Source organism: Roseococcus microcysteis (assembly GCF_014764365.1).
Lineage (GTDB): Bacteria > Pseudomonadota > Alphaproteobacteria > Acetobacterales > Acetobacteraceae > Roseococcus > Roseococcus microcysteis.
The window spans coordinates 1,854,717-1,881,369 of sequence record NZ_CP061718.1 but is presented as its reverse complement, the minus strand read 5'-3'; the positions used below and the strand labels follow the sequence as shown (position 1 = coordinate 1,881,369).

24 protein-coding genes and 1 pseudogene are annotated in these 26,653 nt (G+C 72.2%); 13 read left to right on the top strand and 12 right to left on the bottom strand.

The genetic code is table 11. The features are described 5' to 3' along the window. Positions 1-13 precede the first annotated feature (13 nt). The 6 genes from ICW72_RS09030 to ICW72_RS09005 all read left to right on the top strand — a co-directional run bounded on the left by ICW72_RS09030 (position 14) and on the right by ICW72_RS09005 (position 10,590). Positions 14-2,611 carry a glycosyltransferase gene (locus tag ICW72_RS09030; RefSeq protein WP_191085884.1) on the top strand — a complete coding sequence of 866 codons (2,598 nt, stop codon included), beginning with the start codon at positions 14-16 and terminating at the stop codon, positions 2,609-2,611. Then, positions 2,601-4,007 carry an ABC transporter ATP-binding protein gene (locus ICW72_RS09025; RefSeq protein ID WP_191085883.1) on the top strand — a complete coding sequence of 469 codons (1,407 nt, stop codon included), beginning with the start codon at positions 2,601-2,603 and terminating at the stop codon, positions 4,005-4,007. The genes ICW72_RS09030 and ICW72_RS09025 overlap by 11 nt, the downstream gene beginning before the upstream one ends. Further along, complete coding sequence (locus ICW72_RS09020; protein ID WP_191085882.1) at positions 4,004-6,769, top strand: class I SAM-dependent methyltransferase; 2,766 nt, start codon at positions 4,004-4,006, stop codon at positions 6,767-6,769. The genes ICW72_RS09025 and ICW72_RS09020 overlap by 4 nt, the downstream gene beginning before the upstream one ends. Positions 6,770-6,771: 2 nt before the next feature. Continuing rightward, positions 6,772-7,704 carry a glycosyltransferase family protein gene (locus tag ICW72_RS09015; protein WP_191085881.1) on the top strand — a complete coding sequence of 311 codons (933 nt, stop codon included), beginning with the start codon at positions 6,772-6,774 and terminating at the stop codon, positions 7,702-7,704. A gap of 119 nt (positions 7,705-7,823) precedes the next feature. Then, positions 7,824-8,906, top strand: a complete 1,083-nt coding sequence (locus ICW72_RS09010) for a methyltransferase domain-containing protein (protein WP_223880935.1) — start codon at positions 7,824-7,826, stop codon at positions 8,904-8,906. Positions 8,907-9,063: 157 nt separating this feature from the next. Further along, the gene (locus ICW72_RS09005; RefSeq protein ID WP_191085880.1) at positions 9,064-10,590 is read left to right on the top strand and encodes a cadherin repeat domain-containing protein; all 1,527 of its coding nucleotides are present in this window, start codon (positions 9,064-9,066) and stop codon (positions 10,588-10,590) included. A 12-nt stretch (positions 10,591-10,602) separates the two neighbouring features. On the opposite strand, the gene ICW72_RS09000 is transcribed toward ICW72_RS09005, so the two are convergent. From ICW72_RS09000 to ICW72_RS08990, 3 genes are read right to left on the bottom strand one after another with little or no spacing between them, the layout of a single operon-like run. Continuing rightward, positions 10,603-11,625: a rhamnan synthesis F family protein gene (locus tag ICW72_RS09000; RefSeq protein WP_191085879.1), complete on the bottom strand. Its 1,023-nt coding sequence runs from the start codon at positions 11,623-11,625 to the stop codon at positions 10,603-10,605. Then, on the bottom strand, positions 11,622-13,427 hold the full coding sequence (locus ICW72_RS08995) for an ABC-F family ATP-binding cassette domain-containing protein (RefSeq protein WP_191085878.1): 1,806 nt from the start codon (positions 13,425-13,427) through the stop codon (positions 11,622-11,624). The genes ICW72_RS09000 and ICW72_RS08995 overlap by 4 nt, the downstream gene beginning before the upstream one ends. A 51-nt stretch (positions 13,428-13,478) precedes the next feature. Beyond that, positions 13,479-14,096, bottom strand: coding sequence for a class I SAM-dependent methyltransferase (locus ICW72_RS08990; RefSeq protein ID WP_191085877.1), 618 nt, complete (start codon positions 14,094-14,096; stop codon positions 13,479-13,481). 90 nt (positions 14,097-14,186) lie between these two features. On the opposite strand from ICW72_RS08990, the gene ICW72_RS08985 reads away from it, so the two are divergent. Genes ICW72_RS08985 through modC form a run of 4 tightly spaced genes read left to right on the top strand, consistent with a single transcriptional unit; the run spans position 14,187 to position 17,495 of the window. After that, a complete protein-coding gene (locus ICW72_RS08985; RefSeq protein ID WP_191085876.1) occupies positions 14,187-14,924 on the top strand; it encodes an SDR family NAD(P)-dependent oxidoreductase in 738 nt (245 codons plus the stop codon). A gap of 17 nt (positions 14,925-14,941) precedes the next feature. Further along, a complete protein-coding gene (gene modA / locus ICW72_RS08980; protein ID WP_191085875.1) occupies positions 14,942-15,715 on the top strand; it encodes a molybdate ABC transporter substrate-binding protein in 774 nt (257 codons plus the stop codon). Continuing rightward, on the top strand, positions 15,712-16,413 hold the full coding sequence (gene modB, locus ICW72_RS08975; RefSeq protein ID WP_456300184.1) for a molybdate ABC transporter permease subunit: 702 nt from the start codon (positions 15,712-15,714) through the stop codon (positions 16,411-16,413). Before modA ends, modB begins: the two co-directional genes overlap by 4 nt. Continuing rightward, a complete protein-coding gene (modC, locus tag ICW72_RS08970; protein ID WP_191085874.1) occupies positions 16,413-17,495 on the top strand; it encodes a molybdenum ABC transporter ATP-binding protein in 1,083 nt (360 codons plus the stop codon). Before modB ends, modC begins: the two co-directional genes overlap by 1 nt. A gap of 21 nt (positions 17,496-17,516) precedes the next feature. On the opposite strand, the gene ICW72_RS08965 is transcribed toward modC, so the two are convergent. From ICW72_RS08965 to ICW72_RS08950, 4 genes are read right to left on the bottom strand one after another with little or no spacing between them, the layout of a single operon-like run. Continuing rightward, positions 17,517-17,948, bottom strand: a complete 432-nt coding sequence (locus tag ICW72_RS08965) for a GNAT family N-acetyltransferase (protein WP_191085873.1) — start codon at positions 17,946-17,948, stop codon at positions 17,517-17,519. Beyond that, positions 17,945-18,559: a tRNA (adenosine(37)-N6)-threonylcarbamoyltransferase complex dimerization subunit type 1 TsaB gene (gene tsaB / locus ICW72_RS08960; RefSeq protein WP_191085872.1), complete on the bottom strand. Its 615-nt coding sequence runs from the start codon at positions 18,557-18,559 to the stop codon at positions 17,945-17,947. Before tsaB ends, ICW72_RS08965 begins: the two co-directional genes overlap by 4 nt. 58 nt (positions 18,560-18,617) lie before the next feature. Continuing rightward, positions 18,618-19,448, bottom strand: a complete 831-nt coding sequence (locus ICW72_RS08955) for a cell division protein FtsX (RefSeq protein WP_223880934.1) — start codon at positions 19,446-19,448, stop codon at positions 18,618-18,620. Beyond that, positions 19,441-20,106 carry a cell division ATP-binding protein FtsE gene (locus ICW72_RS08950; RefSeq protein ID WP_191085871.1) on the bottom strand — a complete coding sequence of 222 codons (666 nt, stop codon included), beginning with the start codon at positions 20,104-20,106 and terminating at the stop codon, positions 19,441-19,443. The genes ICW72_RS08955 and ICW72_RS08950 overlap by 8 nt, the downstream gene beginning before the upstream one ends. 94 nt (positions 20,107-20,200) lie before the next feature. Here ICW72_RS08950 and ICW72_RS08945 point away from each other — a divergent pair, with 94 nt between their 5' ends. Next, positions 20,201-20,746, top strand: a complete 546-nt coding sequence (locus tag ICW72_RS08945; RefSeq protein ID WP_191085870.1) for a zinc-ribbon domain-containing protein — start codon at positions 20,201-20,203, stop codon at positions 20,744-20,746. 147 nt (positions 20,747-20,893) lie between these two features. On the opposite strand, the gene ICW72_RS08940 is transcribed toward ICW72_RS08945, so the two are convergent. Beyond that, positions 20,894-21,301 (bottom strand): DoxX family protein, encoded by a 408-nt coding sequence (locus ICW72_RS08940; protein WP_191085869.1) that lies wholly within the window; start codon positions 21,299-21,301, stop codon positions 20,894-20,896. 127 nt (positions 21,302-21,428) lie between these two features. Between ICW72_RS08940 and ICW72_RS08935 the strand changes: the two genes are divergently transcribed. Next, complete coding sequence (locus ICW72_RS08935) at positions 21,429-22,337, top strand: LysR family transcriptional regulator (protein ID WP_191085868.1); 909 nt, start codon at positions 21,429-21,431, stop codon at positions 22,335-22,337. 54 nt (positions 22,338-22,391) lie between these two features. On the opposite strand, the gene ICW72_RS08930 is transcribed toward ICW72_RS08935, so the two are convergent. After that, the gene (locus tag ICW72_RS08930) at positions 22,392-23,078 is read right to left on the bottom strand and encodes a DUF2272 domain-containing protein (protein WP_191085867.1); all 687 of its coding nucleotides are present in this window, start codon (positions 23,076-23,078) and stop codon (positions 22,392-22,394) included. A gap of 121 nt (positions 23,079-23,199) precedes the next feature. Next, complete coding sequence (locus tag ICW72_RS08925; protein ID WP_191085866.1) at positions 23,200-23,682, bottom strand: DUF2244 domain-containing protein; 483 nt, start codon at positions 23,680-23,682, stop codon at positions 23,200-23,202. Positions 23,683-23,782: 100 nt separating this feature from the next. On the opposite strand from ICW72_RS08925, the gene nth reads away from it, so the two are divergent. Beyond that, complete coding sequence (gene nth, locus ICW72_RS08920) at positions 23,783-24,430, top strand: endonuclease III (protein WP_191085865.1); 648 nt, start codon at positions 23,783-23,785, stop codon at positions 24,428-24,430. Between the two features lie 14 nt (positions 24,431-24,444). Here the strand turns inward: nth and ICW72_RS08915 are convergent, their stop codons facing one another. After that, positions 24,445-25,734 (bottom strand): DNA polymerase IV, encoded by a 1,290-nt coding sequence (locus ICW72_RS08915; RefSeq protein ID WP_223880933.1) that lies wholly within the window; start codon positions 25,732-25,734, stop codon positions 24,445-24,447. Continuing rightward, positions 25,725-26,599, bottom strand: a pseudogene (locus ICW72_RS20645) (ROK family protein). The gene ICW72_RS08915 and the pseudogene ICW72_RS20645 overlap by 10 nt, the downstream one beginning before the upstream one ends. Between the last annotated feature and the right edge of the window lie 54 nt (positions 26,600-26,653).

Here is a 26,653-nt window from a genome sequence, read left to right as displayed (position 1 = left end):
TGAAGGGAAGCCCATGAGGTTCGCGCCGCCGATGGGGCTGCACCTGCGCCAGGTGGCGCGGCTGGGCCGTGAATGGCTGCGCGCCCGCCCGCGGGTGCGGGCCATGGTGCGGGGCGTCCCGGGCCTGATTCCGCTCCTGGCCCTCGTGCTGTCGCAGCGCGGGCTGCGGTCGGAAGCCTCCTACACGCGCTGGGCGCGCCGCGTGGACCGGCTGGAGCCGGCGGCGCGCGACGCCATGGCGCGTGAGCTGGCCCTGATCCCGCAAAGACCCCGGATCGCGGTCGTGATGCCGGCCTATGAGACGCCGCCCGAGCTGCTGCGCGCGGCCATCGTCTCGGTCCAGCGCCAGGTCTGGCCGGATTGGGAATTGTGCATCGCCGATGATGCCTCGCCCTCCGACCAGCTGCGCGCGGTGGTGGCGGAATTCGCCGCCGACCCGCGCATCCGCTTCGTCCGGCGGGAACGCAACGGGCATATCTCCGCCGCGACGAACACCGCGCTCGACCTCGTGACGGCCGAATGGGTCGCGCTGATGGACCATGACGACCTGCTGGCCGAGCACGCCCTCTACCGCGTCGGCATGCACATCCTGGCCCATCCGGAGGCGGAGGTCGTCTTCACGGACGAGGACAAGGTGGACCATCGCGGCCGCCGGTCGGGCGTCTATCACAAGCCGGGCTTCGACCCGGACCTGCTGATGGGGCAGAACCTGGTCAGCCATCTGGGGGTCTATCGCCGCTCGCTGATCGAGGCGGCGGGGCGGCTGCGGGAGGGCTTCGAGGGCAGTCAGGACCATGACCTGATCCTGCGCGTGTCGCGCCTGGCCCGGCCCGGGGGCATCCATCACATCGCCGCTGTCCTCTATCACTGGCGCCAGGCCGCGAGCGGCAACCGCAGCTTCTCCGAGGCGGCGCTGGAGCGCTGCCTGGTCGCGGCCCGCCGCGCCCTGGCCGAGCATGTCGCGGCCCAGGGGGTATCGGGCGCCGAGATCCTGCCCGCGCCGGGCCTCGAACTCATGCATCGCGTCCGCTACCCGCTGCCGGAGCCCATGCCCCCCGTCACGCTGCTGCTGGAGCCGGGCGCCGATCCCGGCACGCTGCCCGCATGGCCGGGGCTGTCGGTGCTGCCCGTCGCCCAGGGGCGCGGGGCGGAAGCCGCGGCGGCGTCAGGCGATGTCCTGGTGTTCCTCGGCGCGGATTGCCGTCCGGACGGGGAGGAGTGGCTGCGCGAACTGGTCACCCAGGCGCTGCGCGAGGAGGTCGGCCTCGCGGGCGGGCCGGTCTTCGACCAGGACGGCGATGTCATGGAGGCGGGCTGGGTCATGGGCGGCCCCCACCTCGCGCAGCCGGCCTATCATGCCCTGCAGGCGCATGAATCCGGCCATGGCGGAGCCCTTCGCCTGGTGCGTCGCGTCTCGGCCGTGGGGGTGGGGGCTTCGCGCTGCGGCGCGCGGCGCTGGCGGCGGCGGGCGGATTTGACGACAGCCTGCCCGACCCCTGGCAGCTTCTCGACCTCTGCGCGCGGCTGCGCGGGGCGGGGCTGGCCGTGCTGTGCTGCCCGCAGGCGGCGGTCCGCCGGGCGGGCCAGGCGCGACGCGCGGCCGTGGCGCCGCCGCCGGCGCTGGCCGCTTTGCTCCGGGCGCGCCATGGTGCCTTCATCACGGAGGAGGCGTATTTCTCGCCCCTGCTCGACCCGGCCACCGGCCTGCCCCGGCTGGCCGCCGAAGGGGCCCTTGCCGATCCGGGGGGGACGGGACCCTCCGCGCGCAAATTCATGCTATCTCGCCGCGATCATGATCCTGACCGCCAATTCCCTCCCGGGGCTGCTCCGCCTCCTGATCGCGCAGCGCGCCCTATGCTGGCGCCTGGTCCTGCGCGAGCTGGCGCAGCGCTTCCGGGGCAGCATGCTGGGACTCGTCTGGGCGGTGCTGACGCCGCTGCTGACGGCCGCCGTGTTCACCCTCGTCTTCACCGGCATCTTTCCCACCCGCTGGGGTACGGGCGGCAGCAGCCCCTTCGACTTCGCGCTGCTGCTGCTGGTGGGCCTGTCCATCTACACGCTGTTCTCGGAGGCGGTGGGCCGCGCGCCCCGGTTGATCATCGACAACGCCAACTACGTGACACGGGTGGTCTTCCCGCTGGAAATCCTGCCGCCCGTCATCATCCTGTCGGGGCTGGTGAACCTGCTGATCACGGTCGTGCTGGTGGTCGCGGGGCACTACCTCGCGCATGGCGTGGTGCATCCCACCGCGCTGCTGCTGCCCGTCGTGCTGCTGCCCTTCCTGATCTTCCTGATGGCGGCCGTGATCTTCGTGGCGACCATCGGCGTCTTCGTGCGCGACGTGGCGCTGATCATCGCGCCCATCCTGACCTTCATGCTGTTCCTCTCGCCCATCTTCTTCCCTGTGGAGGCGGTGCCGGAAAGCTGGCGCATCGTGGTGCGCCTCAATCCGCTCACGCCCATCATCACGGAGGCGCGCGCGGTCCTGATCTTCGGGGCATGGCCCAATTTCGTGGCGCTGGCGGTCTATTTCCTCTGCGCGCTGGGGGCGCTGGCCCTGGCCCATTGGGTCTTCCGTCGCCTGCGGGGAGGTTTCGCCGATGTCCTCTGAGCTTGACGCCACCACGGAGCTGGCCATCGAGGTCCGGCAGCTGTCGAAATGCTACAAGCTCTACGCGGAGCCGCGCGACCGGCTGCGCCAGGCCATCCAGCCACGCCTCGCGCGCGCGCTGCGCCGCTTCGGCCTCGCGCTGGAGGAGCGGCGGTATTTCGCCGAGCATTGGGCGCTGAACGACGTCTCCTTCGAGGTGCGCCGCGGCGAGACGGTGGGCATCCTGGGCCGCAACGGCGCGGGCAAGTCCACCCTGCTGCAGATGATCTGCGGCACGCTGACACCCACCACGGGCGACGTGCGGGTGAAGGGCCGGGTGGCGGCGCTGCTGGAACTCGGCTCCGGCTTCAACCCCGAATTCACGGGGCGCGAGAACATCCTGCTGAACGCATCCGTGCTGGGCCTCTCGCGCGAAGAGACGCTGGCGCGGATGGACGACATCCTGGCCTTCGCCGACATCGGCGACTTCATAGACCATCCGGTGAAGACCTATTCCTCCGGCATGGCCATGCGTGTCGCCTTCTCCGTCATCGCGCATGTGGATGCCGATGTGCTGGTGGTGGATGAGGCGCTGGCGGTCGGCGATGCGTATTTCCAGCAGAAATGCCTGCGCTGGCTGCGTCAGTTCCAGCAGCGCGGCACGATTCTGTTCTGCGGCCATGACCTGGGTGCCGTGACCAATCTCTGCCAGCGGGCGATCTGGATCGACAAGGGGCGGCTGCGCATGGCGGGCGCGGCGCGTGACGTGGCCGAGGCCTATGCGAGCTTCGCCCACACCCAGGGCCAGGGCCTGTCCGACGAGACCGTGACCGTCAGCCCCGCGCTGCGCGAGCAGCACGCGCTCGCACCCATCCCCGACATGCCGCTGGAGTCCGTGGCGGGCGAGGAGGGCATCATCCCCTCGCCCCATGCGGGGCTGCGCCTCGATGGCAACGCCTTCGGCGCGGGGCAGGCGCGCATCACCGGCATCGAACTGCGCGATGCGGAAGGGCGCCCCACAGGCATGGTCCAGGGCGGCCAGGTGGTCACCCTCGTGACCCGCGCCCGGACGGACGTGGCGTTGACCGACGTCATCATGGGCTTCCAGCTCAAGGACAGGCTGGGGCAGGTGGTGTTCGTCCATAACAACATCCGCGACCGCATCCGCGAGGAGGCGCAGGCACCGGCCGGCGCCGTCATCGAGGCGCGGTTCACCTTCCGGATGCCCCTGCTCTCTCCCGGCGACTACGGCTTCGGCGCCGCCGTCGCCAGTGGCACGCAGACATTGCATGTCATGCAGCATTTCCTGCACGAGGCCCTGGTGGTCCATGTGGACACGCCCGGGCATCTGGGCGGGCTGCTGGGCGTGCCGATGGCACCGACCAGGCTCACCATCCGCACGGAGGCTGCGGCATGACCCGCTTCTGTTTCATCGTGAACAGCATGGACGACCGGCGCTTCGACTGGTTCATGCAGGGGCATCGCGCGGCCTTCGGCGCCGATGCCCCGCCCGTGGTGCGCGTGCCCGATGCGAAATCCATGTGCGAGGGCCACAACCGCGGCGCGGCCATGGCGCCCGCCTGCGACTGGTTCGTCTTCTGCCATGACGACATCCGCATCCTCTCGCCGGAGCCGCTGGCCCTGCTGCGGGATGCGGCGGCGCGGGTGGACATGTTCGGCGCGGCGGGAACGCGGCGCATGGTGTCCGGCAACTGGTATGATGCGGGGCGTCCGCACACGCTGGGCCAGGTGGTCGCGCGCGCGCCCGGCGAGCCCGGGCGCCATGAACTGCAGATCTTCGGCGCGGCGAGCGGTGGCCTGCAGGAGGGCGCGGTGGCGCTCGATGGCATCTTCATCGCCTGCCGGCGCGACCTGTTCGACAAGCTGGGCGGCTTCGATGCCGAGACCTATCGCGGCTTCGTGGGCTACGACATGGACTTCTCCTATCGCGCCGCCCGGGCGGGCGCGCGGGTGGCGGTCCATGAAGGCCTTGTCCTGCTGCATGATTCCACGGTGGCGGACTTCCCCGAGGCGAAGGTGGCGGCCTGGGAGGCCGCGCAGCGCAGCTTCCTCGCCGCCTTCGGCCCGCTGGACACCAGCGGGGCCGGTGAGCGCGGCCACCGCACCCTGCCCCTGGCCGCGCCCACCGACGCGTTGCGCCATCTGAACCTGCCGACCGCCGGAGGAGGGAGCGCCACGCCCGCCCCCGCAACCCGCCGCGGCCGCACCCACGGAGACTTCGACATGCGCCTTGCCTGCTTCACCATGTTCCGCAACGAGGCGGCCATCATGGGGCCTTTCCTGGACCAGTTGGGCACCTTCTTCGACCATGTCGTGCTGCTGAACCATGGCTCGACCGATGGCGGGCCTGACCTGGTGACCGCGCGGGGCGATGCTCGGTTCGAGCTGCTTCAGCTCCAGGCGTCGGGCTACCCGCAGGCGGAGCTGGCGACGGGCTTCGCGCGCCGCATCTTCGAGACGGTGCAGCCGGATTTCCTGTTCTTCCTCGACTGCGACGAATTCCTGCCCTTCGCCGACCGCGCGGCGCTGGAGGCCTTCCTGGCCCCCTACAAGGACCGCGACGGGCTGAGCCTGCGCTGGCACCACATCTGCCCCGAGAACCTGGACGGCGGGAACATCTTCGCCCGTCCCTTCCTGCGGGCCGAGACGCCGTCCGAATACACCAAGGTGGTGCTGGGCAAGGCGCTCGCGGGGCGGGAGGGCTGGACGGTCAGCCAGGGCTACCACGCGGTGCTGTCGCAACCCGGCGTCACGCTGGACATCGCCCCCGTGACGGAGCCGGCCCTGTTCCACATTCCGGTGCAGAGCCGCGCGCAATTCCGCTTCAAGGTGGCCGCCGGCGCGCGCCGCATCCGGCATGACGACACGCTGCTGCAGGACGGGCAGGGCGCGCATTGGGTGGCGCTGGACCGCGAGGCCGCGCGCGGTGAGCTGGATGCCGAGACGATGCGCGGCATCGCGCTGGCCTATCCGGCACGGCCGTCGCAGCCGCCCGCCGCGCGGCCGCTCGACTTCGCCTTCCCCTATGTGCGCGCGCCCTATGCCGAGACGGCGGCCACCACCGCGGGGCAGCTCGACGGGCTGCTGCTGCAGATCGATTCGCGATCCTCTCCGGCGGAAGCGCGCAGCTTCTCCGTTCTGGGGCAGGATGGCAGCGTCCTGCTGTCCAGCCACGCCGGCAGCGCCGTGACGGAGCCCAAGGAGGAGTCGCGGGAGGTCGCCCTGGCCACGGCGATGCCCGCCTCGCTCTTCGCGGGCACGCTGGCGGAGGAATACGAGGCGCTGGTGGCGCCGCTGTTCAACCTGCCCACCAAGATGCCGCTCACGGCCTGGTCGGGGCATATCCCCTTCCTGTTCGCGCTGTTCCGTGCCTTGCGTCCACGCACCTATGTGGACCTCGGCGTGCATTACGGCGCGAGCCTGATCGCGGCGGCGACGGCGTCGCGCACCTATGGCACCGACACCCATTGCGTGGGCGTGGACACCTGGGAGGGTGACGAGCACGCCGGGAAATACGCCGGCGACCGCATCTACGAGGAGCTGGACCACTACACCCGCGGCGTGTTCGGCAACGTCACACTGATGCGCAGCTATTTCATCGAGGCGCGCAAGGCCTTCCGCCCCGGCTCGATCGACATCCTGCATGTGGACGGGCTGCACACCTACGAAGCGGTGAAGGAGGATTTCTCCACCTGGTTCCACCTGATGGCGCCCAGCAGCGTGGTGATGTTCCACGACATCGCGGTGCACCGCGACGGCTTCGGCGTGCACCGGCTGTGGGACGAGCTGAAGCAGCACTTCCCCTCGATGGAGTTCCACCACTCGCACGGCCTCGGCGTGCTGTTCCTGGGCCCGGAGGATGAGCGCTTCGCGCCCTTCCTGCGCCTGATCAAGGATGCCCGGGCCATGCGCGGCTACCAGGCCCTGGTCGAGGATATCGGCGGCATCATCGAGGAGCGCATGGCGGGCTTCGCGCCGCCACAGGCGCCGGTGCAGGCCGGGCAGGTGACACTCCCGCCGCCCGGCACCCCCGGCGAGGTCGCGGCGCTGCATGCCGCCGTGGCGCAGCAGAAGGCCATGCTGGATGCGATGGCGAACTCCACCTCCTGGCGGGTGACGGCGCCGCTGCGCTACCTGCGGACAAGGCTGGGCCGCTGACCATGCGGATCGCCGTCGTCGGTGCGCGCACCTGGTTCGCCAACCACTATCCGGAAGGTTGGGGGCACGACCCCGATGTGCTCTGCCTCGACGTCTTCGAGGGCGACTATTCCTGGCTGATGGTGCTGCGGAACTGGCGCCCGGACGTCACGCTGTTCTACCGGCCGGAACTCTACCCCGCGCGCTACCTGGAGCGGATTCCAGGCCTGCGGATCGCCTTCCTGACCGAGCCCCTGCCCGCCATGCAGGATGGCCAGATGCAGATGACGGCCGAGAGCGCGCTGCGCCTCAAGGTCTATGAGGGCATGGCGTGGCACGCCTATCACCGCTGCATCTACTACGATGCCGGCCGGGCCGAGACGGTGCGCCACCTGGGCTGGCCCATCACGGACTACCACCCGCTGCCGCTCGACACCGCGCATTTCCATCCGGGGGAGCCCGGGGCGGAGCGCCCGGTGGATGTGTGCTTCGTGGGCAAGGCCACGCCGCACCGCATCGAGGTGCTGGATTTCCTCCGCAGCGCCTCCCTGCGCTTCCTCTGGGTGGCGCATGGCGTGTCGGGATCGCATCTCGCCACGCTGTTCCGGCGCAGCCGCATCGTGCTGAACGTGCACGCCGATGGCGTGGCCGCGCAGGAGCCGCGCCTCTACCTGGCCGCCGCCTGCGGCTGCCGCGTGGTGACGGAGCCGCTCTCCACCGCCGCCATGGGCTTCCATGGGCGCATCTCCCAGGTCGCGGCACCGTGGAACGAGGCCATGATGCGGTCGGAACTGCGTGAGGCCATCCACGCGCCCTGGACCTGGCAGGATGAGCAGGACCGCGTGGCCATGGGCGTGCGGCGGTTGCTTGCCGGGCAGACCGGGCTTCCCCTCGGCTCGTGGCCGGACCAGCCCCTCCAGGAGGATGGCCAGGCCGTGGCGCGTCTTCTGGCCTGATGGCCACGCCCGCAGCCTCATCCCTGGTTCGGGACGGCTGCCTTCGATGCTATGCTGCATTGGTCGGTCTGGGGCGGATCGCGTTCCGCCCGGCCGGAATCGGAAAGATACAATAGCCCATGCACGATACCGCCATGGCCGCCGGTGCCGCCTTCTTCGAGGCCTATTGCACGGGCGCGGGCCTGCGCATCCTCGATGTCGGCTCGATGAACGTGAATGGCAGCCTGCGAGGCCTTGCCCCCGAGGGCGCGGATTATGTGGGCCTCGACATCGAGCCCGGGCCCGGGGTGGATGTGGTGCTGGAGGGCACGACCTATCCTTTCGAGGCCGACAGCTTCGATGCCTGCGTGAGCGTGTCATGCCTGGAGCACGACGCGGCCTTCTGGGACACCTTCCTGGAAATGGCGCGGGTCGTCCGGCCGGGCGGCTTCCTCTTCCTCGACGTGCCTTCCAACGGGCCCTATCACGCCTATCCGCATGACAATTGGCGCTTCTATCCCGATGCCGCGCTGGCCCTCGCGCGCTGGGCGGCGCGTGCGGGCCAGCCCATGCACCTGATCGAGAGCGGGACCCTGCGCCGGCGACAGGACGTGTGGAACGACCTGGTCATGGTGTTCCAGAAATCACCGGAGCCCGTGCCCCCCGCGCGTTTCCTGCTCGACGCCTTCCCCGACGCCACCAATGCGCGCCGCCTGGGCCAGGAAGGCCTGATCAATCCCGTGGCCGAGACCGAGGACATCGCTCTCCTCGTCGCTGAAGGCCAGCGCGCGGCGCGGCTGGAGGAATCGCTGCGCGCGGCGCATGCCAGCCTGACCGGCGCGGAGGCGGCCCGCGAGGAGATCAAGGCGCGTCATGCCGAGGAAAGCGAGCGCGCCGCGCGGTTGGAGGCGTCACTGCGCGAGGCCCAGGCCGCGCTGACCGGCGTGGAGGAAGCCGGCTCGGGGATGAAGGCCCTGCATGCCCAGGAGCGACAGCGCATGGCCCAGGAACTGGAGGCGGTCACGGCACGGCTGGCCGCGGCGGAGGCCGAAACCGGCGCTCTCGCGCAACAGGTCGCGCGCATGGCGGAGCTGGAGGCGGAGAATGCCCTCGCCCGGGCACGCCTCGCCCATATGGAGCAATCGCGGAGCTGGCGCCTCACGGAGCCGCTTCGTCGCCTGAGCGGCTGGCTCTCACCCTCCGCGGGGCGCGCGCGCGAGTAGGGTGCCGGGCCTGTCGGACGGACCCAACAAGGAGATGTTAACCAGACGAACCGCATAGCCACGGCGCTGATCAACAGGGGATCCGCGCATGCGACTTTTGGCGACGGCAGGAAGCCCGCCCGGTTCAATCGTGGAAAACGCCGCGCCTTGGGAATGGATGGGCGTCCTGCAACTGCTCTCCGACCCCGGCCAGGTGCGCTTCGTGGAGGTGGGTGGTTTCGGCGGAAACTTCTTCCACGCCAACCTCAACCCCGTCACGGGCCTCATCTTCATCACACCGATGGCGCGCCTGGACTATGAATGGTTCACCAGGGCGGGCCAGACGCCGGTCGTGGACTTCCACCTGGACTTCTTCATGTCCGACGGCACGAAGGCACGAAGTGCCGCCACCTTCACGGTCAACGTCCTCGACATCGACGACACGCCGCCCCAGGCGTTGAGATTCTCCTCCGGTGGCAGCGTCCGTGCCGATGTGAAGGGCGCCACCATCGGCCGGCTGCAGGTCGATGACCCGGACACCCCCGCCGGCGGCCACAGTTTCCACCTCAGCGAGGAATATTCCTGGCAGTTCATGATCGTGGGCAATGAGTTGCGGCTCAGGCCCGGGGTCCAGCTCGACCTGACCGACGGCCCCCATTTTCCGATCTTCCTGAACGTGTCCGACGGGAGGCAATCCGCGGGCTTCAGGCTCGATATCGCGGTGCTGCCCAATCCCGGCGCCAGCACGACGCCCATTGACGTCATGGCCCCCGGCGAAGTCCGCAAGGGTTTCTACCACACCTCGGTGGACCATGTGGGCACCTACGCCGCGCCATGGAGCATCGCCTCCGTCTCGCGCGCGGCGGATCTGATGCGGGTGGACACCGTCAACGGCGATACGGTCTGGTTCAAGGCGACGAAGTACATCGACTTCACCTCGGGCTTCGTGGATTTCACGGAAACCGGCGTCGCCGCACGGCTCTGGCTCGCCTTCCAGACGGTGTTCGACCGCGGCCCCAGCCTGTGGGAGATGCGCTACTTCCATGACCGGGTCTCCGCCTGGGGCGCCACCGAGCGGAACGTGCTGGACTGGGCGCTGAACTACAGCCCGAAATCCTCCCTCTTCGCCTCCATGACCAACCGCCAATTCGTGGAGCACATCTACGCCAACGCCGTGGACTATGCCGTCTCCAGCAGCACCATAACCTGGCATGCCGGGAGGCTCGATTCGGGGGCCACCAACCGCATCGACTTCGTCGGCACCATCATGAACTGGCGTTCCGCCTTCAGCGACTTCAAGGGGGCCGCCTACCAGGGCTTCTACGTGCCACGCGCGAACATGGAGGAAATCACGGGGCTGATCAGCACGGCCGCAGGCTGGGCGCCCAACCCGCATGTCTGGCATTGGTGGTCCGCCTGGCGGGCGGGCACGTTCGATCTCTTCGGCCTGTCCTGGCAGATCGCGCAGCACCCCGATTTCGCGGCGCGCTGGGGCCATATGGGCAACCAGGAATTTGCCCAGCAATTCTACCAGCAGATCACCGGCCGTCCGCTGGGCGAGCAGGAATTGAAGACCATCACCTGGTGGCTCGACAGCGGCACGGGCAAGCGGCACGAATTCATGGCCCATGCGGCCCTGCAGATGACCGAGAACTCCTTCTTCCGCACCCTGCCGCAAGGCGCCATGTTCGACGTGGTGTGGTGAGGGCGCGGGCCCTCAGCCAAGCGCCGCCAGATGGTCCTCGATCATCGGCAGGGTATCGGGCGGCACCAGCGCGCGCCAATCCTCCACGCCCGGCAACCCACCGGGATTGCGCCGCACCAGCTCGGTCTTGAGGTAGGGAAAGCCCATCCGCTCCACCAGCACGCGCCAGAGGTGGTGGGTGGGGTTGAGCGGGAAGCGCGCCAGCGCCGCGGGGTCGGCGAAGCGCGGCCCGAGGCCTTCGCGCGTGACGGGGTCCATGGCGGCCAGGGCGCGCGCATAGCCGAACAGGGCCGCGCAGCGCAGCCCCTCGGCACGGGCGCGGGCGGTGAGGCCCAGTTCGCCCTCGCGCACCACCCGCCATTTGCTGCGCCGGTCCCGGTATTCGGCCAGGTGTCGCGCCATCACCTCCACGGCCCGCCCGCCGCGCGCCAGCAGCGCGTAGGATTGCAGATGCGAGCCGCCGCCCAGGCTTTCCGTCATGCCGAACAGCCCCTCGCCCCCGGCCCGCCAAGCGGCGACCAGCGGCGCCAGGGGGCGGATGGGCCCCAGCACGCTGTCATTGGCGAGCAGCAACTCATCGGGCGTGCCGAAATGCGTCAGCGCCCGCGCCGCGGCATCGCGCCAGGCGCCGAAATCCCGCCCGACATTCTCCCGCGCCAGGCGCAGCACCGTGGATTCGCCTGCGCGGTCCCAATCGGCCTCGGGCATGCGGGCGTTGGTGACGAAGACCATGTCGAAGCCCAGCGCCCGCCAGCCCTCCACCTGGCGCAGCACCATCTCGGACACCCGCCCGTCCGGCGACCAGTGCAGATAGAGGCCGAGCGAACCCCCGCGCGGTGCCGCGCGACCCGGCGCCTCGCGCGTGATGCCGCCGCGCAGCGGGCGCAGTGCGTCGAGCAGGCCGGTCGTCGCCAGCTCCCACCCCACCTCGGCCACGCGGCCCAGGAAGCGGGAGGGCGCGCGGGTGGCGAGGCCGTGCAGCAGCCGCGTGGTCCCCGCGCCCTGGGTCGCAAGGTCGGTGAGGAGGGGCGTCACCCCTCCAGCTCCTCCCGCAGCATCTCGAGGCGCAGCCATTCCTCCTCGGCCGCCGCCAGCGCGGCCTCGCGCTCGGCGAGTGCCGCGGTGCGGGCGGCGAAGCCCTTGGGGTCGCGGCTGTAGAGGTCGGGGTCGGCCAGCCAGTTGCGCAGCACCGTGATCTCGGCGCCGAGCTTCCCCATGGTGGCGGGCAGGGTGTTGAGCGCGTGCTGCTCCTTGAAGGAGAGCTTTTTCGCGGGCGCCGATGCGGCGGGCTTCGGCGCGGCGGGCGCGGCGCGGGGGGCGCGCGTCACCTCCCGCGCCGCCACGCCCGCGCCGCGCTGGGCCAGCATGTCCGTGTAGCCGCCGGCATATTCCTGCCAGCGCCCCTCGCCCTCGCTCATGATGACGCTGGTGCAGACGCGGTCCAGGAAGTCGCGGTCATGGCTCACCACCAGGACCGTGCCGCCATAATCGCCCAGCATTTCCTCCAGCAGGTCCAGCGTCTCCAGGTCCAGATCGTTGGTGGGCTCGTCCAGCACCAGCAGGTTGGAGGGGGCGGCCAGCGCGCGGGCCAGCAGCAGCCGCCCCCGTTCGCCGCCCGAGAGCTTGCCCACGGGGGTCCGCGCCTGCTGCGGCACGAAGAGGAAATCCTGCATGTAGCCCACCACATGCCGTGGCTGCCCGCCCACCCAGACCTGGTCGCCACGGCCTTCGGTCAGCGTGTCGGCCAGGGTGGCGTCGGGGTCGAGGGCGGCGCGCATCTGGTCGAGGCTCGCCATCGCGATGTTCGCGCCGAGCTTCACCTGGCCGCTGTCGGGGTTGAGCTTGCCCGTCAGCATGTTCAGCAGCGTGGTCTTGCCCGCGCCATTGGGGCCGACCACGCCCACCCGGTCGCCCTTCAGGATGCGGGTGGAGAAGTTCCGCACGACCACGCGCTCGCCCCAGGCTTTCGTCACGTCTTCCGCCGCCATCACCAGCGCGCCGGAGGGCGCGGCCTCGGCGGCCTCCATCCGCACCTGGCCCACGGGCTTCACGCGGGTGCGCCTGGCCTCGCGCAGCGCGGCCAGTTCCGCCACGCGGCGGACATTGCGCTTGCGGCGTGCCGTCACGCCATAGCGCATCCAGTGCTCCTCGCGCGCGATCTGGCGGCCGAGCTTGTGGGCGTCGCGCTCCTCCTGCTCCAGCGTCTCGGCGCGCCAGGCCTCGAACTCCCCGAAGCCACGGTCGAGGCGGCGGGTGATGCCGCGGTCCAGCCACAGCGTCGCGCGCGAGAGCCGCGTGAGGAAGCGCCGGTCATGGCTGATCAGCACCAGGGCGCCGCGCAGGGAGGCGATCTCCTCCTCCAGCCATTCGATGGCGGGCAGGTCGAGATGGTTGGTGGGCTCGTCCAGCAGCAGGATGTCGGGTTCGGGGGCGAGCGCACGGGCCAGGGCGGCGCGCCGCGCCTCGCCGCCCGAAAGCCGCGTGGGGTCCTCGGCGCCCGTCAGCCCCAGGCGCTCCAGCAAGGCGCGGGCGCGATAGGGGTCATCGGCCGGGCCCAGGCCCGACAGCGCGTAGTCCAGCACCGTGGCATGGCCCGAGAGGTCCGGCTCCTGCGGCAGATAGCGCAGCGTGGTGCCGGGCTGGAGGAAGCGTGTGCCGGCCTCCGGCTCCAGTTCGCCCGCCGCGATGCGCAGCAGGGTGGATTTGCCGCTGCCATTGCGCCCCACCAAGGCGAGCCGCTCACCGGGCGAGACCACCAGCGCGGCCCCCTGCAGCAAGGGCGTGTTGCCGAGCGTGAAACGCACGGCGTCGAGTGTCAGGAGTGGTGGGGCGGCCATCCAGGTTGCGTGCGTCGGGCGCGGCCGCCCGTCAAGGCAGGCCCCCCGGGCTTACCGCCGCGCGGCCAGGATGAAGTAGGGCGGCTGGGGCGGCGGCAGGGGGAAGGGGCGCCGGGGCCGCAGATCCTCGCGCGACGTGACGGAGGTGAAGCCCAGCTCCCGCAGCAGCGCCTCGGTCTCGCCCTTCGTGTGGAAATGGAAGCGGGTGGGCGTGCGCAGGCTCTTGACCAGGGCATAGACCGTCTTGGCCGCGATCTCGACACGGCCCACCACCCCCTCGGGGTCGGGCTCGGCGATCAGCAGCGTCCCCGTGCCGCGCAGGCGGTCGCGCAGGCCCGCCAGCAGCTTCCGCAGCTCGGCGGGCGGGAGATACATCATCACGCCGAACAGCATGATGAGGTCAAACCCCGGATCATTGCCTGGCAGGTCCTCGGCATAGGGCAGGTCGGCGCCCACGCCGGGTTCGGGGTTGGCGATGACGAGCTGCGTCTGGGCCGGCAGGCTGGCCTGCGCGGCGAAGCCCGCCCGTGTTCCCCCCACGTCCAGGATGCGCCGGGGCCGGGCCGGCGCGGGCTCCACATAGTCGCGCAGGATGCGGGCCACGCTCGCGGCGCTGGCCGAGGGCGAGGCCATGTTGAAGACGCTGCTGCCGCCGAAACCCATGCCCATGGCGTTCCCCCGCTGCTCTCCCGGGGCGGGGCGCTTGACGGCCGCCTCGCCGGGCCGGAGCGTGCGGCCTGTACCGGCAGGGAGGCAAGGATGTTCGATTTCAGCGGCAAGCGCGTGGTGGTGTGCGGCGGTTCCAAGGGCATCGGGCGCAGCGTGGCGCTGGGCTTCGCCCGGGCCGGCGCGGCGGTGTCCATCTGCGCGCGCGGCGCCGAGGCCCTGGCGGCGACCAAGGCCGAGCTGGGCGCCAAGGGCCATGCGGCCAGCTGCGACCTGGGCGACGCGGGTCAGATCGCCGCCTATATCGCGGAGGCCGAGCGCGCCCTGGGCGGCATTGACGTGCTGGTGAACAACGCCTCGGGCTTCGGCATGGCCGACACCGAGGAAGGTTGGGCCGCCAGCCTGAACGTGGACGTGCTGGCGACCACGCGCGCCAGCCGCGCGGCCATCCCGGCGCTGAAGGCGTCGCGCGGCTGCATCGTGAACCTCTCCTCCATCTCGGGCTATGGGCCTTCGCCGCGGGGTCCGGCCTATGCCGCCGTGAAGGCGCTGCTGATCAACTACACCCAGAGCCAGGCCGCCGTGCTGGCGCCCGATGGCGTGCGGGTGAACGGCGTGGCCCCCGGCTCCATCGAATTCCCGGGCGGCATGTGGGAGCAGCGCAAGACGACGCAGCCCGAGCTCTACAACCGCATCCTCGCCTCCATCCCCTTCGGGCGGCTGGGCCATGCGGAGGAGGTGGCGGATGTGGTGCTGTTCCTCGCCTCGCCGGCCGCGCGCTGGGTCACGGGCCACACCATCGTGGTGGATGGCGGGCAGATGCTCAGCTGAGGTAAGAGGCCAGGCCCATGGGCCAAGGACGCATCCTCCGCCGCGCGGCCTTCGCCCTGCCGCTGCTGGGTCTGCCGGCGCGGGCGCAGTCTCCCGTCACCGTCTTCGCGGCCGCGAGCCTCGCGGATGCGCTGCGCCTGCTGGGCGCGGAATGGGCCGCCCGCGGCCATCCCGCGCCGCGCGTCTCGCTGGCCGCGTCCTCCACCCTGGCGCGGCAGATCGAGCAGGGGGCGGGGGCGGACCTGTTTCTCTCGGCCGATGAGGCCTGGATGGACCATCTGCAGCAACGCAACCTGATCCTGGCCGAGACGCGGCGGAGCCCCATCGGCAATGCGCTCGCCCTTGTTACTCCAGTGGACCAGGCGCGGCAGGTGGCGCTGGCGCGCGGAACCGATCTTCTGGCCCTGCTCGGGCCGCGCGGGCGGCTCGCGGTGGGCGACCCGGCGCATGTGCCCGCCGGGCGCTATGCCCGGGCGGCGCTGGAATGGATGGGGCAATGGGCGGCGCTGGCCCCCCGGCTGGCCCGCGCCGAGAATGTCCGCGCCGCCCTGTTGCTGGTGGAGCGCGGCGAGGCGCCCTTCGGCATCGTCTATGCCACCGATGCCGCGGCCAGCGCGCGCGTGGCCGTGGCGGGCCTGTTCCCGCCGGGCAGCCACCCGCCCGTGACCTACCCCTTCGCCCTGACGCGCCGCGCCGCGGGCAACGCCACCGCCCGCGCCTTCCTCGACTTCCTGGCCGGGGCGGACGCCGCGCCCATCTGGCGGCGCCTGGGCTTCAGCCTGACCGAATGATGGAGGGCTGGCTCTCGGCCGAGGAGGCGCAGGCCGTCTGGCTCAGCCTCAGCGTCGCCACGCGCTCGGTGCTGGTGTCGCTGGCGCCGGCGGTGCTGGTGGCCTGGCTGCTGGTGCGGGGCCGCTTTCCGGGCCGCTTCCTGCTGGACGCGCTGGTCCACCTGCCGCTGGTGGTGCCGCCCGTGGTGGTGGGCTGGGCGCTGCTGATGCTGTTCGGCGTGCGCGGGCCCCTGGGGGCGCCGCTGGAGCATTGGTTCGGCATTCGCCTGGTCTTCACCTCGGACGCCGTGGTGCTGGCCACCGCCGTGATGGGCTTCCCCCTCATCGTCCGCGCGGTGCGGCTGGGGCTGGAGAATGTGGATGAGGGGCTGGAGGCCGCCGCCCGCACGCTGGGCGCAGGGCGCTGGGATGTGTTCTTCACCATCACCCTGCCGCTGATGCTGCCCGGCATCCTGGCCGGGGCGGTGGTGGCCTTCGCGGCGGGGCTGGGGGAGTTCGGCGCCGTCATCACCTTCGCCTCCAACGTGCCGGGCGAGACGCAGACCCTTCCGCTCGCCATCTACACCGCCACGCAGACGCCGGGCGGGGAGGCCACGGCGGCGCGGCTGGCCGGCATCTCCTTCGCCCTGGCCCTGGCCGGGCTGCTGCTGGCCGAACTCATCGCGCGGCGGATGCACCGCTGGCTGGGGCGCGGCTGATGCTGGAAGTGCAACTCCGCCACCGCTTCCCCGGCTTCGCGCTGGAGGCCGCCTTCACCGCGGGGCCCGGCGTGACGGCGCTGTTCGGCCCCTCGGGCTGCGGGAAGAGCACCATCCTCGCCGCCATCGCCGGCCTGTTCCGGCCGGAGGAAGGCCGGGTGGTTCTGCAGGGCGAGGCGCTGCTGGACACCGCCACCCGCCGCTTCCTGCCGCCCGAGCGGCGGCGCTGCGCCGTGGTCTTCCAAGAGGGGCGGCTGTTTCCCCACCTCTCGGTGGAGGGCAACCTGCGCTACGGGATGCGCCGCGCGCCGGCCGGGGCGGAGGGGCCTGGTTTCGCGGAGGTGGTGGCGCTGCTCGGCCTGCACGCGCTGCTGGGCCGGAGGCCGCGCGCCCTCTCGGGCGGGGAGAAGCAGCGCGTGGCGCTGGGCCGCGCCCTGCTCTCCCGCCCCCGGCTGCTGCTGATGGACGAACCCCTGGCCGCGCTGGACGCGCCACGCCGCGCCGAAATCCTGCCTTTCCTCGCGCGGCTGCGGGACATGGAAGGCCCGCCCATCCTCTACGTCACCCATGCGCTGGAGGAGGTGGATGCCCTGGCCGATGGGCTGGTGCTGCTGGAGGCGGGCCGGGTGCTCGCCCAGGGCAGCCCGGACGAACTCTCCCTCCGGCCCGATCTGCCGCTGGCGGCCCGGCGCGATGCCGGCGCGGTGCTGACCTGCACCGTGGCCGCGCATGACCCGTCGCGGGGGCTGACGCGCCTGGCTTTCCCCGGCGGCACGCTGGAGGTGCCGCTGCGGCGCGAGGCGCCGGGGGCGCGGCTGCGCATCCGCCTGCGCGCGCGCGACATCGCGGTGGCGCGGGCGCGGCCGGAGGGGCTGTCCATCCACAACATCCTGCCCTGCCGCCTCACGGCCATCACCCCCGCCGCGCAGCATCCGGATGAGGTGCTGCTGCGGCTGCGGGTGGGGGAGGCGGTGCTGCTCTCGCGCGTGCTGCGCGACGCGGTGGCGCGTCTGGAACTCAGCGAGGGGGATGAGGTCTTCGCCCTGCTCAAGGCGGTGGCGTTGGACCATGCGCCTGGGTGAAGGGGCGGCGGAAGGCGTGAATCACGCGCCTAAATCAACCCGCAGCAGCAGCGCGTGCCGCCCCGCGCCGTAATAGTCCCGCCGGGTGGCGGCGCGGGTGAAGCCGCAGGCGGCGTAGAGCGCCAGCGCCGCGGCGTTTTCCTCCGCCACCTCCAGCAGCAGGGCGGTGGCCCCCTGGGCGGCCAGCAGCATCATGCCCGTCTCCAGCAGGGCGCGGCCGAGGCCGGCGCGGCGGGCCTCGGGGCGCACGGCGAAGGTCAGCACCTCGCCCTCATCGGCGGCGCGGCGCAGCAGGATCATGCCATCCCCGCCCGCCACCAGCGCCAGCGCGCCGGGCATGCCGAGCAGGGTGGCCATGGTCTTCGCGTCCCAGGCCTCATGCGCCGGGAAGGCGCTGGCGTGGATGGCGGCCAGCAGCGCGGCATCCTCCGGCGCGGCCGTGCGCAGGGTCATGTGGTCGCGGCCGGGTCCACATAGAGGGGCAGGGCGGCGCGGGGTGGGATTTCGCCGCGCAGGCGGCGCAGGGCCACGGCGGCCAGCGGCAGCGCCTCGACCTGGCGCGCGGCGCCCAGCGCCACCGGGGCGCCGCGCGCCCGCAGCCGGGCGGCGGCGCGGGGCGCGCCATCGCCCACCAGCCAGGTCAGGGTGGATGGAGGGGGCAGGGCGGTTTCCGCCAGCGAAAGGGGCGGGCCTTCGGCGACGGGGCCAGGGCCGAAGCGTTCGAGGAAGAGCCCGCCGCGCCGGTTCTCGGTGCAGGCCCAGACGGGGTGCGGGGATGTGCCGGCCAGTGCCTCGCCGGTCGAGACGCCGACCAGCGGCACGCCCCGCGCCGCCGCCAGCCCCTCGGCCAGGGCGATGGCGGTGCGCAGCCCGGTGAAGCTGCCCGGCCCGATGCCGACGGCGATGGCGTCAAAGCCCTCGCCCATCAGCGCCTCCACCAGCGGCGGCAGGGCGGCGGCCTGGCCATGCGGCCCGGGGGCCTCATGCGCCGCGAGGCAGTGGCCATCCTCCACCAGGGCCGCGAGGCAGCGGGACAGGGCGGCGTCGAGGACCAGCAGGCGCATCCCACCCGCTTCGCACCGGAAGGCCGCTACGGCAAGCGGCGCAGCCAGGCCCCCACCGTCAGCCGCGCCGTGATCCAGCCGATGGTCCCCGCCACCAGCGGCAGGGAAAGCAGCCCCCACCAGGGCAGATCGGCCAGCGCCGCCGGCCGCGCCATGGCGACGGGAATGGCGGCATCGGCCAGCAGCCAGAGCGCGGGCAGGGCGATGGCCAGCCCCCCAGCGCCCCCAGCGTGCACAGCCAACCCAGCCGCCGGGCGAATCGGCCCGCGATGTCGGAATCGCGCGCGCCCAGCTCGTGCAGGATCGTGATGGTCTGGCTGCGCGCCGAGATGCCCGCGCGCGTCGCCACGGCCACCAGCGCGGTGGCCACCAGCACGATGATGGCAAGGATCACCCAGGCGAGCCCCCGCACCCCATTGGCCACGCGCAGCGCCTGGGTCACGGCCTCGCCGCGTTCCTCGACCAGGGCGCCGGGGATGTCGGCGGCGGCGGCGCGGATGGCGGTTTCGGCGGAGGGGTCGGAGATTCGCATCTCCACCATGGCGGGCAGGGGCAGGCCGGGCACCTCGCCCAGCCAGGGGCGGAGGAATTCGCGCAGCCTTGCATCCGGCACGGGGGTGGCCGAGGCCACGCCGGGCAGGGCGGAGAGCCTGTCCAGCGCGGGGCCGAGGCCCTCCGGCGGCAATTGCACCAGGATCTGCCCCGCCGCCGCCTGTTCCCACCGCGCGGCGAGGCTCCCCGCCCCCTGCGCGCCGGTCAGGGCCATGGCGGCCAGCAGGGCCATGGCGGCGACGAGGGCGGGCAGCAGCCAGCCGGCCAGCGCCCGGCGGAGCCCCAGCGGGTCGCGGCCGCGCAGGCGGCGCATGCGGAAGGCGTTGCGGTCAGCCATGGGAGAGCAGCCGCCCAGCCTCGAGTCGCAGCGCCGGCGCCGGGTATTCCTCGGGCAGGGCCTCGCTGTGGGTGGCAACGACCACGGTGGTGCCCAGCCTGTGCATCTCGCGCAGCAGGGCGATGACGCGGCGCGCCTGGGCGCCGTCCAGGTTGCCCGTGGGTTCGTCCGCCACCAGCAGGGCGGGGCGGGCGACCACCGCGCGGGCCAAAGCGAGGCGCTGCTGCTCGCCGCCTGAGAGCGAGGCGGGGGCGGCATCCGCGCGCTCCAGCAGGCCCACCCAGCGCAGCATCTCGTTCACGTCGGCGCGCAGGCGCTGCTCGGTCAGGCCCTGGATGCGGAGCGGCAGGGCCACGTTCTCATAGGCATTGAGGTGCGGCAGCAGGCGGTAATCCTGGAACACCACGCCGATTCGCCGGCGCAGCCCCGGCAGGGCGCCGCGCCGCATGCGCGCCACGTCCTGGCCCAGCACCTCCATCCGCCCGGCCGTGGGCCGGACGGCCAGGTGCATCAGCCCCAGCACGCTGGACTTGCCCGCCCCCGAGGGGCCCAGCAGCCAGGTGAAGCTGCCCGTCTCCAGCAGGAAATCGAGCCCGCTGAGCGCCCATTGGCCGCGCCCTTCCGGATAGCGCAGGCCGATATTGGTGAACCGGACCATGGGTCCATCCCCCTTCGAATCTGCCCCGGCCCCTGGTTTCGCACAGCGGGAGGTTGCGGACCACGGGCTTCCGTTGGCACATGCGGATCCAGAGATGGACATCGCCTGCCCGAACTGCGCGACGGCCTACCGCGTGCCAGATGCCCTGGTGCTGACGCGCAAGCCTGTGCGCTGCGCGGCCTGCGGCACGCGCTGGGTGCCGGAATTGCCGGAGGAGGTCTCGCTGGCTCCGCCCGCGGCCGATGACGCACCTCCGGCGATGGAGCCCTCCGCCCCGGAAGCGGACGCCAAGGAACCGCCCCCCGCCGCGCCGCTTCCCCGCAGCATCGGCGCGCCGCCGGAGCCGGAGCCCGAGTCGGCGCCTGTCACCGCGCCCATGAGCATCGGTCCCGACCCCGCCGAGATGCTGAACGAGGACGGCACCCTCACGCCCCGCCCTGCCGCGCCGCCGCCCCTGGCCACGCCGCGCTGGATGCCGGGCGCCCCGCGCCGGGTCCGGGGCGGGGCGCTGCTGCCGCTGGCCTGGGCCGGCAGCCTGCTGGCCCTGGTGGTGATCCTGATGCTGCTGTTCCTCTACAGCGATGCCATCGCCACCGCCTGGCCGCCCTTCGGCTGGGTGGCCAGGCTGTTCGGCGGCTAGAACGCGATCCGCGGAGGCGAATCGCCGGAGCGGTGAATCGCGTTCTCAGCGGATAGAACGCGGTCCGCGGAGGCGGAATCGCTGGAGCGGTGAATCGCGTTCTCCGCAGCTAGAACGCGGTCCGCGGAGGCGGAATTGCCGGAGCGGTCAGGCCGCCGCCGGCCGCGCCAGCGCATGGGCGCCGGCCCCCAGCCCCGCCTGCACCAGCAGGGTCACCGCCAGGAAGGCCGGGAATTCCCAGCCGCCGCCCGGGGCGCTGAACAGCCAGCCATTGCCGAGATGCACCAGGGTCGCGCCCAGCATCACCGGCACCAGGGCCAGCGAGGCGACGCGCACCCAGAGGCCCAGGATCAGCGCCAGGCCCGCCAGCGTCTCCGCGATGGCGACCACGGCGCCCAGCGCGGGCGGATAGCCCAGCGAGCCGAAGAACCCCATCGTCCCCGCCAGCCCGAACACGCCGAACTTCAGCCAGGCGCCATGCGCCAGCAGCAGGATTCCGAGGGAGAGGCGCAGCAGCAGCGCCGCGTAGGGGGTGGTCTGGTGGGGGGTGGGCATGTGGGTCGTCCTTATGTGGGAAGGCGGCCGCGCCGCCCTTGGCCACCATCTGCGCCCGGACGAGCCCCCGCTTCCAATCCCGATGCGACAGGACCATCATCCATGTCGTGAATGATGGGTCTGCCCCGTGACCGACCTCTCCCAGCTCGACCTCAACCTGTTGCGCGTCTTCGACGCCGTGGCGCGCGAGAAGCATGTGACGCGCGCGGCGCAGCGGCTGAACCTCTCCCAGCCGGCCGTCTCCAACGCGCTGGCGCGGCTGCGGGCGGCGCTGGGGGATGAACTGTTCCTCCGCCGGCCGGGCGGCGTGGAGCCCACGGCGTTGGCCCTGGCGCTGGCCGCGCCTGTGGCCGAGGCGCTGGACCGGCTGGCCGAGGTGCTCTCCGCCCAGACCCCCTTCGACCCCGCCACGGCGCGGCGCATCTTTCCCGTGGCCCTGTCCGAATATGCCGAGGCGGTGCTGGCGCCCCCCGTGCTGGCCCGCATGGCGCGCGAGGCGCCGGGCTGCCTGCTCGCCATCCGCCACGCCGATCGCACCAATGCCGAGGCGCTGCTGGAACAGGGCGACGCCGTGCTGGCCATCGCGGTGCTGCCGGAGCCCTCGGCGCTCTACACACGTCTGCGGATGCTGCCCGAGGCCTTCCTGACCCTGATGCGCCCCGACCACCCGCTCGCGGTGGGGGATTTGACGATGGAACGCTTCCTCTCGGTGCCGCATCTGCTGCATTCCGCCAATGGCTCGCGCGATGGGGCGCTGGACGTGGTGCTGGGTGGGCAGGGGCTGTCGCGGCGGCTGGGGGGTGTGATCGCGCATCTCTCGGCGGTGCCGGAGGTGCTGAAGCGGACGGACATGATCATCACCGTCTCGGCCCGGCTGGCCGAGAGCCTGGCCGCCCCGCATGGGCTGGTGGTGCGGGAGCCGCCGGTGGCGGTGCGGCACACGCGGCTTTCCCTGGTGTTCCACCGGCGCTTCGAGGCGGACCCCGGTCATGCTTGGCTGCGCCGGCTGTTGCTGGCGGAGGCCAGAGAGGCCTGAGCATTGCCCCACGAAGTCGTTGCGCGACTTCGCGAGGGCCCCGGGGCGCCCCCCTCAGCTGATCGGCACGGCGCCCCAGGGCGGCAGTCGGCCCAAGCGGTTTTCCATGATGACCAGGAAGCGCCGCGGCGTGGGCAGCAGCCGTCCGGCCGCATCGGCGGGGGCGCGGTGCAGCGTCACCATGTCGTTCACATTGCCGCCCAGCATTTCCACCACGCCCGGCCCGGTGGCCACCACCAGGTCACAATGCATGGGGCGGAACTGGCCGCGTTCGGAAGCACGGTCGGTCCAGCGGGTGAGCGGGCGGCGGGAGCGGTCGAAACAGGCCAGGTCCCCGGGCTCCGGGGCATAGGCGGCGGGGTCGCGCGGCAGGAAGGGGGCCGTGCGCGGATGGGTGGCGGCCAGCAGGTCCAGATGGTCCAGGTAGCGCGCATGGGCGGCGTCGGGCGCGAATTCCACATGGTCCACGCCCGCGGCCCCCATCAGCCAGGAGATGAAGGCGGCGGACCAGAAGGGCTCGGCCCAGAGGGGCGTCGCTTCGCCGCCCAGGGCGCGGGCGTAGAGGGCGCGGTTGCGCGGGATGGCGGCCTCGGTCTGCGGCACGGCGCGCCAATAGGCCAGCACGCGGGGGAAGTTGCTGGGGTCTGCCTCCGGGCGGGCGGCCGCGGAGGGCGTGCAGGGGGCGAGCGCCGGGCCGGGCAGGCCCGAGGTGGTGCAGCCCCAATCCTGCCATTCGGCCATGGCGAGGCGTTGCAGCCTTTCCCGCGCGCTGGGCGGATAGGGCAGGGGGCCGGCGGCGGGGGCGCGGGCGGCGTGGCGCAGGCGGCCGCCAGCAGCACCAGGGCCAGGGCGAAGAGGCGCCTCATGCGCGCAGCTGCGGGTTGTCGAAGCGGGGTTCGCGATAGGTGCGCAGGGCGGATTCGAGTTGCTGGGCCAAGTCTTCGCGTTCCTCCGGGGCCAGATAGCGGCCGATTTCGATGCTGGTCTCGCGGTGACCCAGCAGCAGGCGCGAGCCCTCCCAGCGCAGCTTGGCCCAGAAGGGGTCGAAGCGGGCCTCCTCGACCCGCCGCCCCTCACGCCGGCGCACGATGATGCTGCCGGCCTGCAGGGTGACCAGCTCCGCGCTGTGGGTGGCGTGGCGGCGGTAGAGGGCGAGCATGGCCACGACCAGCACCGCCTCGGCCCCCGCGAAGAACAGCACCGGCCAGGCACCCATCAGGGTGAAGAGCAGCCCCGTGAAGGCGAAGCCCCCGCAGAGAATGCCGGCCACGATGCGGAAGCCCCGCGCGCTCAGGCTGTTGAGCGGCGTCGAACGGGCCTCGAATAGGGGATGGGCCTTGACCATGCCTGAATGAGATAGAATGACCTGCGACGTGAAAACCCCCTCCATTCGCCCCCTTGCCCCTTTGCATGGCACCGCCCGCGCCCCGCGCCGCGCGCGGCTGATGTCGCGGGCCCAGGCCGTGGCCTTCCTGGAGGCCCTCGCCCAGGAGAACCCCGCGCCCGAGACGGAGTTGCACTACACCGACCCCTTCACCCTGCTGGTGGCGGTGGTGCTCTCGGCCCAGACCACGGACGCGATGGTGAACAAGGTGACGCCCGCGCTCTTCGCCGCCGCCCCCACGCCCGCCGCCATGGCCGCGCTGGGGGCGGAGGGGATCGGGCAGCACATCCGCCGCATCGGGCTGTGGCAGGGCAAGGCGCGCAATGTGGCCGCGCTCGCGCAGATGCTGGTGGAGCGCCATGGCGGCGAGGTGCCTGCCGACCGGGTGGCGCTGGAGGCCCTGCCCGGCGTGGGCCGCAAGACCGCCAACGTGGTGCTCAATGTCATCTTCGGCCAGGCGACCATGGCGGTGGACACGCATATCTTCCGCCTGGGCAACCGCACCGGCCTGGCACCCGGCAAGACGGTGCGGGAGGTGGAGGACGCGCTGGTGAAGCGCTGCCCGCCCCATCTGCTGCGCGACGCCCATCACTGGCTGATCCTGCACGGGCGCTACATCTGCAAGGCGCGGGCGCCCGAATGCTGGCGCTGCAAGGCGGCGGCGCATTGCAACTATCGCGACAAGGTGCTGGTGGCGCCGGGCGGCTGATTCGGCGCTTTGGCTCAGGCGCCGTCCCCGCGCCGCGGCTTCGCCCCCAGGCCCCGCCCCGGGCTGACGGCGGCCTCGCCAAAGCGGGCGCGCAGCGCCTCCACCGCCTGCCATTTCGCGGCGCGACGCGGCGCCTCGGGGTCGGCCAAATCGCCGCGGTCGGCGCCGGCGCCGTCCACCAGCGGCGCGGCGCCCAGGCCCAGCAGGCGGAAGGGCGTGCCGTCCACCTCGCGCGCCAGCAGGGGGCGGGCGGCGGCGAAGAGGGTCTCCGGCAGGCGGGTGGGGGCGGGCAGGCGGGCCTGGCGGCTGCGCGTCTCGAAGCGCGCGGTCTTGAGCTTGAGCGCCACCCCGCCTGCCGCGAAGCCCTTGGCCGAAAGGCGCTTTCCCAGCTTCTCCGCGATACGCCACAGCACCGATTCAAGTTCGGGCAGGGTGGCGATGTCCGTGTCGAAGGTGGTCTCGGCGCTGATGCTCTTGGTCTCGCGTACGGGGTTCACCGGGCGGTTGTCCTCGCCGCGGGCGCGGGCGGCGAGGGAGGGCCCCTCCTCGCCCAGCCGTGCCAGGGCCGCGCGGGGGTCGAGGGCCGCCAGTTGGCCAAGGCGGGTGATGCCCGCCGCCTCCAGCCGCCGCGCCGCCGCGGGCCCGATGCCGGGCAGCAGGCCCACGCGCTGGGGCGCGAGCCAGCCGGCGGCCTCGGAGGCGCCGATGACGGCGAAGCCGCGCGGCTTGTCACGCTCCGCCGCCAGCTTGGCCATCAGCCGGTTGTGGGCGAGGCCGATGGAGATGGTGACGCCCACCTCGCGCTCCACGGCCTTTGCGAAGCGGGCCAGGACCACGGCGGGGGGCGCGTTGTGCAGGGCCTCGGTGCCCGCCAGGTCCAGCACCGCCTCATCAATGGAGAGCGGCTGCACGAGGGGAGAGAGCGCCTCCATCAGGGCACGGATCTGCGCGGCGGCGGCGGAATATTTGGTGAAGTCGGGCTTGAGGACCACCGCATCGGGGCAGGCGGCCAACGCCTTGAACATGGGCATGGCGCTGCGGACGCCATGGGTGCGGGCGACATAGCAGGCGGTGGAGACCACGCCGCGCTTGCCGCCGCCCACGATGACCGGCTTGGACGCCAGCTCCGGCCGGTCGCGCTTCTCCACGCTGGCGAAGAAGGCGTCGCAATCCACATGGGCGATGGTGAGGGTGAAGAGTTCCGCGTGGCGCATCAGGCGGCGGCCGCCGCAATGGGCGCAGGCGGTTCCCTCGCCGGGGGCGGTGGAGAAGCAGTCCCGGCAGAGGGATGGGACTACGGCCACAGCCGCGCCGCGCCGAACACGCCCGAGCTGTCGCCATGGGCGGCCCGCACGATCCGTGTGCGGACCACGTCCGAGAAGACATGGCGCGGCAACAGCCGGGGCAGGTCCGTGTAGAGGTGGTCCATGTTGGACAGGCCGCCGCCCAGCACGATCACCTCCGGGTCCAGCAAATTCACCACATGCGCCAGCGCCCGCGCCAGGCGGTCCGCGTGGCGGGCCAGGGCATTCTTTGCCGCGGCATCGGTGCGGGCGGGCAGGCTGGAGGCGTCGCGGGCGCCCGGCCCATCGGCATCGGCCGCCAGGGCGGGGCCGCAGAGGAAGGTCTCGATGCAGCCGCGCTGGCCACACCAGCAGCGTGGGCCGGGGAATTCGGCCTGGGTCATCCAGGGCAGGGGGTTGTGGCCCCATTCGCCGGCGATGCGGTTCAGGCCCTCCAGCAGCCGGCCCTGGACCACCAGGCCCGCGCCGACGCCGGTGCCGAGGATGACGGCGAAGACGCTGGCGGCCCCATCCGCCGCGCCATCGGCGGCTTCGGAGAGGGCCAGGCAATTGGCATCATTGGAAATCCGCACCTCGCGGCCGAGTGCGGCGGCCAGGTCCACATCCAGGCGCCCGCCATTCAGCCAGGTGGAATTGGCGCCCCGCACCAGCCCCGTTTCCGGCGAAAGGCTGCCCGGAATGCCCACGCCCACGGTGCCGCGCGCGCCGAGTTCCGCCTCCACCCCCTCCACCACTGCCCGGATGGCGGCGATGACGCCGGGGTAGCTGGGGGTGTGGCCACCCGCCGGCGCAGCCTTGCATGGCCGGCGGCGTCCAGCGCCACCACCTCGATCTTGCTGCCGCCGAGATCCACGCCAATTCGCATGGGGTGAAGCTGTGCCGCGCGCCCCTTGCGGGCAAGCCCCGCGCAATGGTGGAG

Bases quoted from the DNA above. Each gene is read 5' to 3' on its own strand.
- ICW72_RS09030 (WP_191085884.1), top strand. From the start codon at position 14: ATGAGGTTCGCGCCGCCGATGGGGCTGCACCTGCGCCAGGTGGCGCGG.
- ICW72_RS09025 (WP_191085883.1), top strand. From the start codon at position 2,601: ATGTCCTCTGAGCTTGACGCCACCACGGAGCTGGCCATCGAGGTCCGG.
- ICW72_RS09020 (WP_191085882.1), top strand. From the start codon at position 4,004: ATGACCCGCTTCTGTTTCATCGTGAACAGCATGGACGACCGGCGCTTC.
- ICW72_RS09015 (WP_191085881.1), top strand. From the start codon at position 6,772: ATGCGGATCGCCGTCGTCGGTGCGCGCACCTGGTTCGCCAACCACTAT.
- ICW72_RS09010 (WP_223880935.1), top strand. From the start codon at position 7,824: ATGCACGATACCGCCATGGCCGCCGGTGCCGCCTTCTTCGAGGCCTAT.
- ICW72_RS09005 (WP_191085880.1), top strand. From the start codon at position 9,064: ATGGGCGTCCTGCAACTGCTCTCCGACCCCGGCCAGGTGCGCTTCGTG.
- ICW72_RS08995 (WP_191085878.1), bottom strand. From the start codon at position 13,427: ATGGCCGCCCCACCACTCCTGACACTCGACGCCGTGCGTTTCACGCTC.
- ICW72_RS08990 (WP_191085877.1), bottom strand. From the start codon at position 14,096: ATGGGCATGGGTTTCGGCGGCAGCAGCGTCTTCAACATGGCCTCGCCC.
- ICW72_RS08985 (WP_191085876.1), top strand. From the start codon at position 14,187: ATGTTCGATTTCAGCGGCAAGCGCGTGGTGGTGTGCGGCGGTTCCAAG.
- modA (WP_191085875.1), top strand. From the start codon at position 14,942: ATGGGCCAAGGACGCATCCTCCGCCGCGCGGCCTTCGCCCTGCCGCTG.
- modB (WP_456300184.1), top strand. From the start codon at position 15,712: ATGATGGAGGGCTGGCTCTCGGCCGAGGAGGCGCAGGCCGTCTGGCTC.
- modC (WP_191085874.1), top strand. From the start codon at position 16,413: ATGCTGGAAGTGCAACTCCGCCACCGCTTCCCCGGCTTCGCGCTGGAG.
- ICW72_RS08965 (WP_191085873.1), bottom strand. From the start codon at position 17,948: ATGACCCTGCGCACGGCCGCGCCGGAGGATGCCGCGCTGCTGGCCGCC.
- tsaB (WP_191085872.1), bottom strand. From the start codon at position 18,559: ATGCGCCTGCTGGTCCTCGACGCCGCCCTGTCCCGCTGCCTCGCGGCC.
- ICW72_RS08955 (WP_223880934.1), bottom strand. From the start codon at position 19,448: ATGGCTGACCGCAACGCCTTCCGCATGCGCCGCCTGCGCGGCCGCGAC.
- ICW72_RS08950 (WP_191085871.1), bottom strand. From the start codon at position 20,106: ATGGTCCGGTTCACCAATATCGGCCTGCGCTATCCGGAAGGGCGCGGC.
- ICW72_RS08945 (WP_191085870.1), top strand. From the start codon at position 20,201: ATGGACATCGCCTGCCCGAACTGCGCGACGGCCTACCGCGTGCCAGAT.
- ICW72_RS08940 (WP_191085869.1), bottom strand. From the start codon at position 21,301: ATGCCCACCCCCCACCAGACCACCCCCTACGCGGCGCTGCTGCTGCGC.
- ICW72_RS08930 (WP_191085867.1), bottom strand. From the start codon at position 23,078: ATGGCCGAATGGCAGGATTGGGGCTGCACCACCTCGGGCCTGCCCGGC.
- ICW72_RS08925 (WP_191085866.1), bottom strand. From the start codon at position 23,682: ATGGTCAAGGCCCATCCCCTATTCGAGGCCCGTTCGACGCCGCTCAAC.
- nth (WP_191085865.1), top strand. From the start codon at position 23,783: ATGTCGCGGGCCCAGGCCGTGGCCTTCCTGGAGGCCCTCGCCCAGGAG.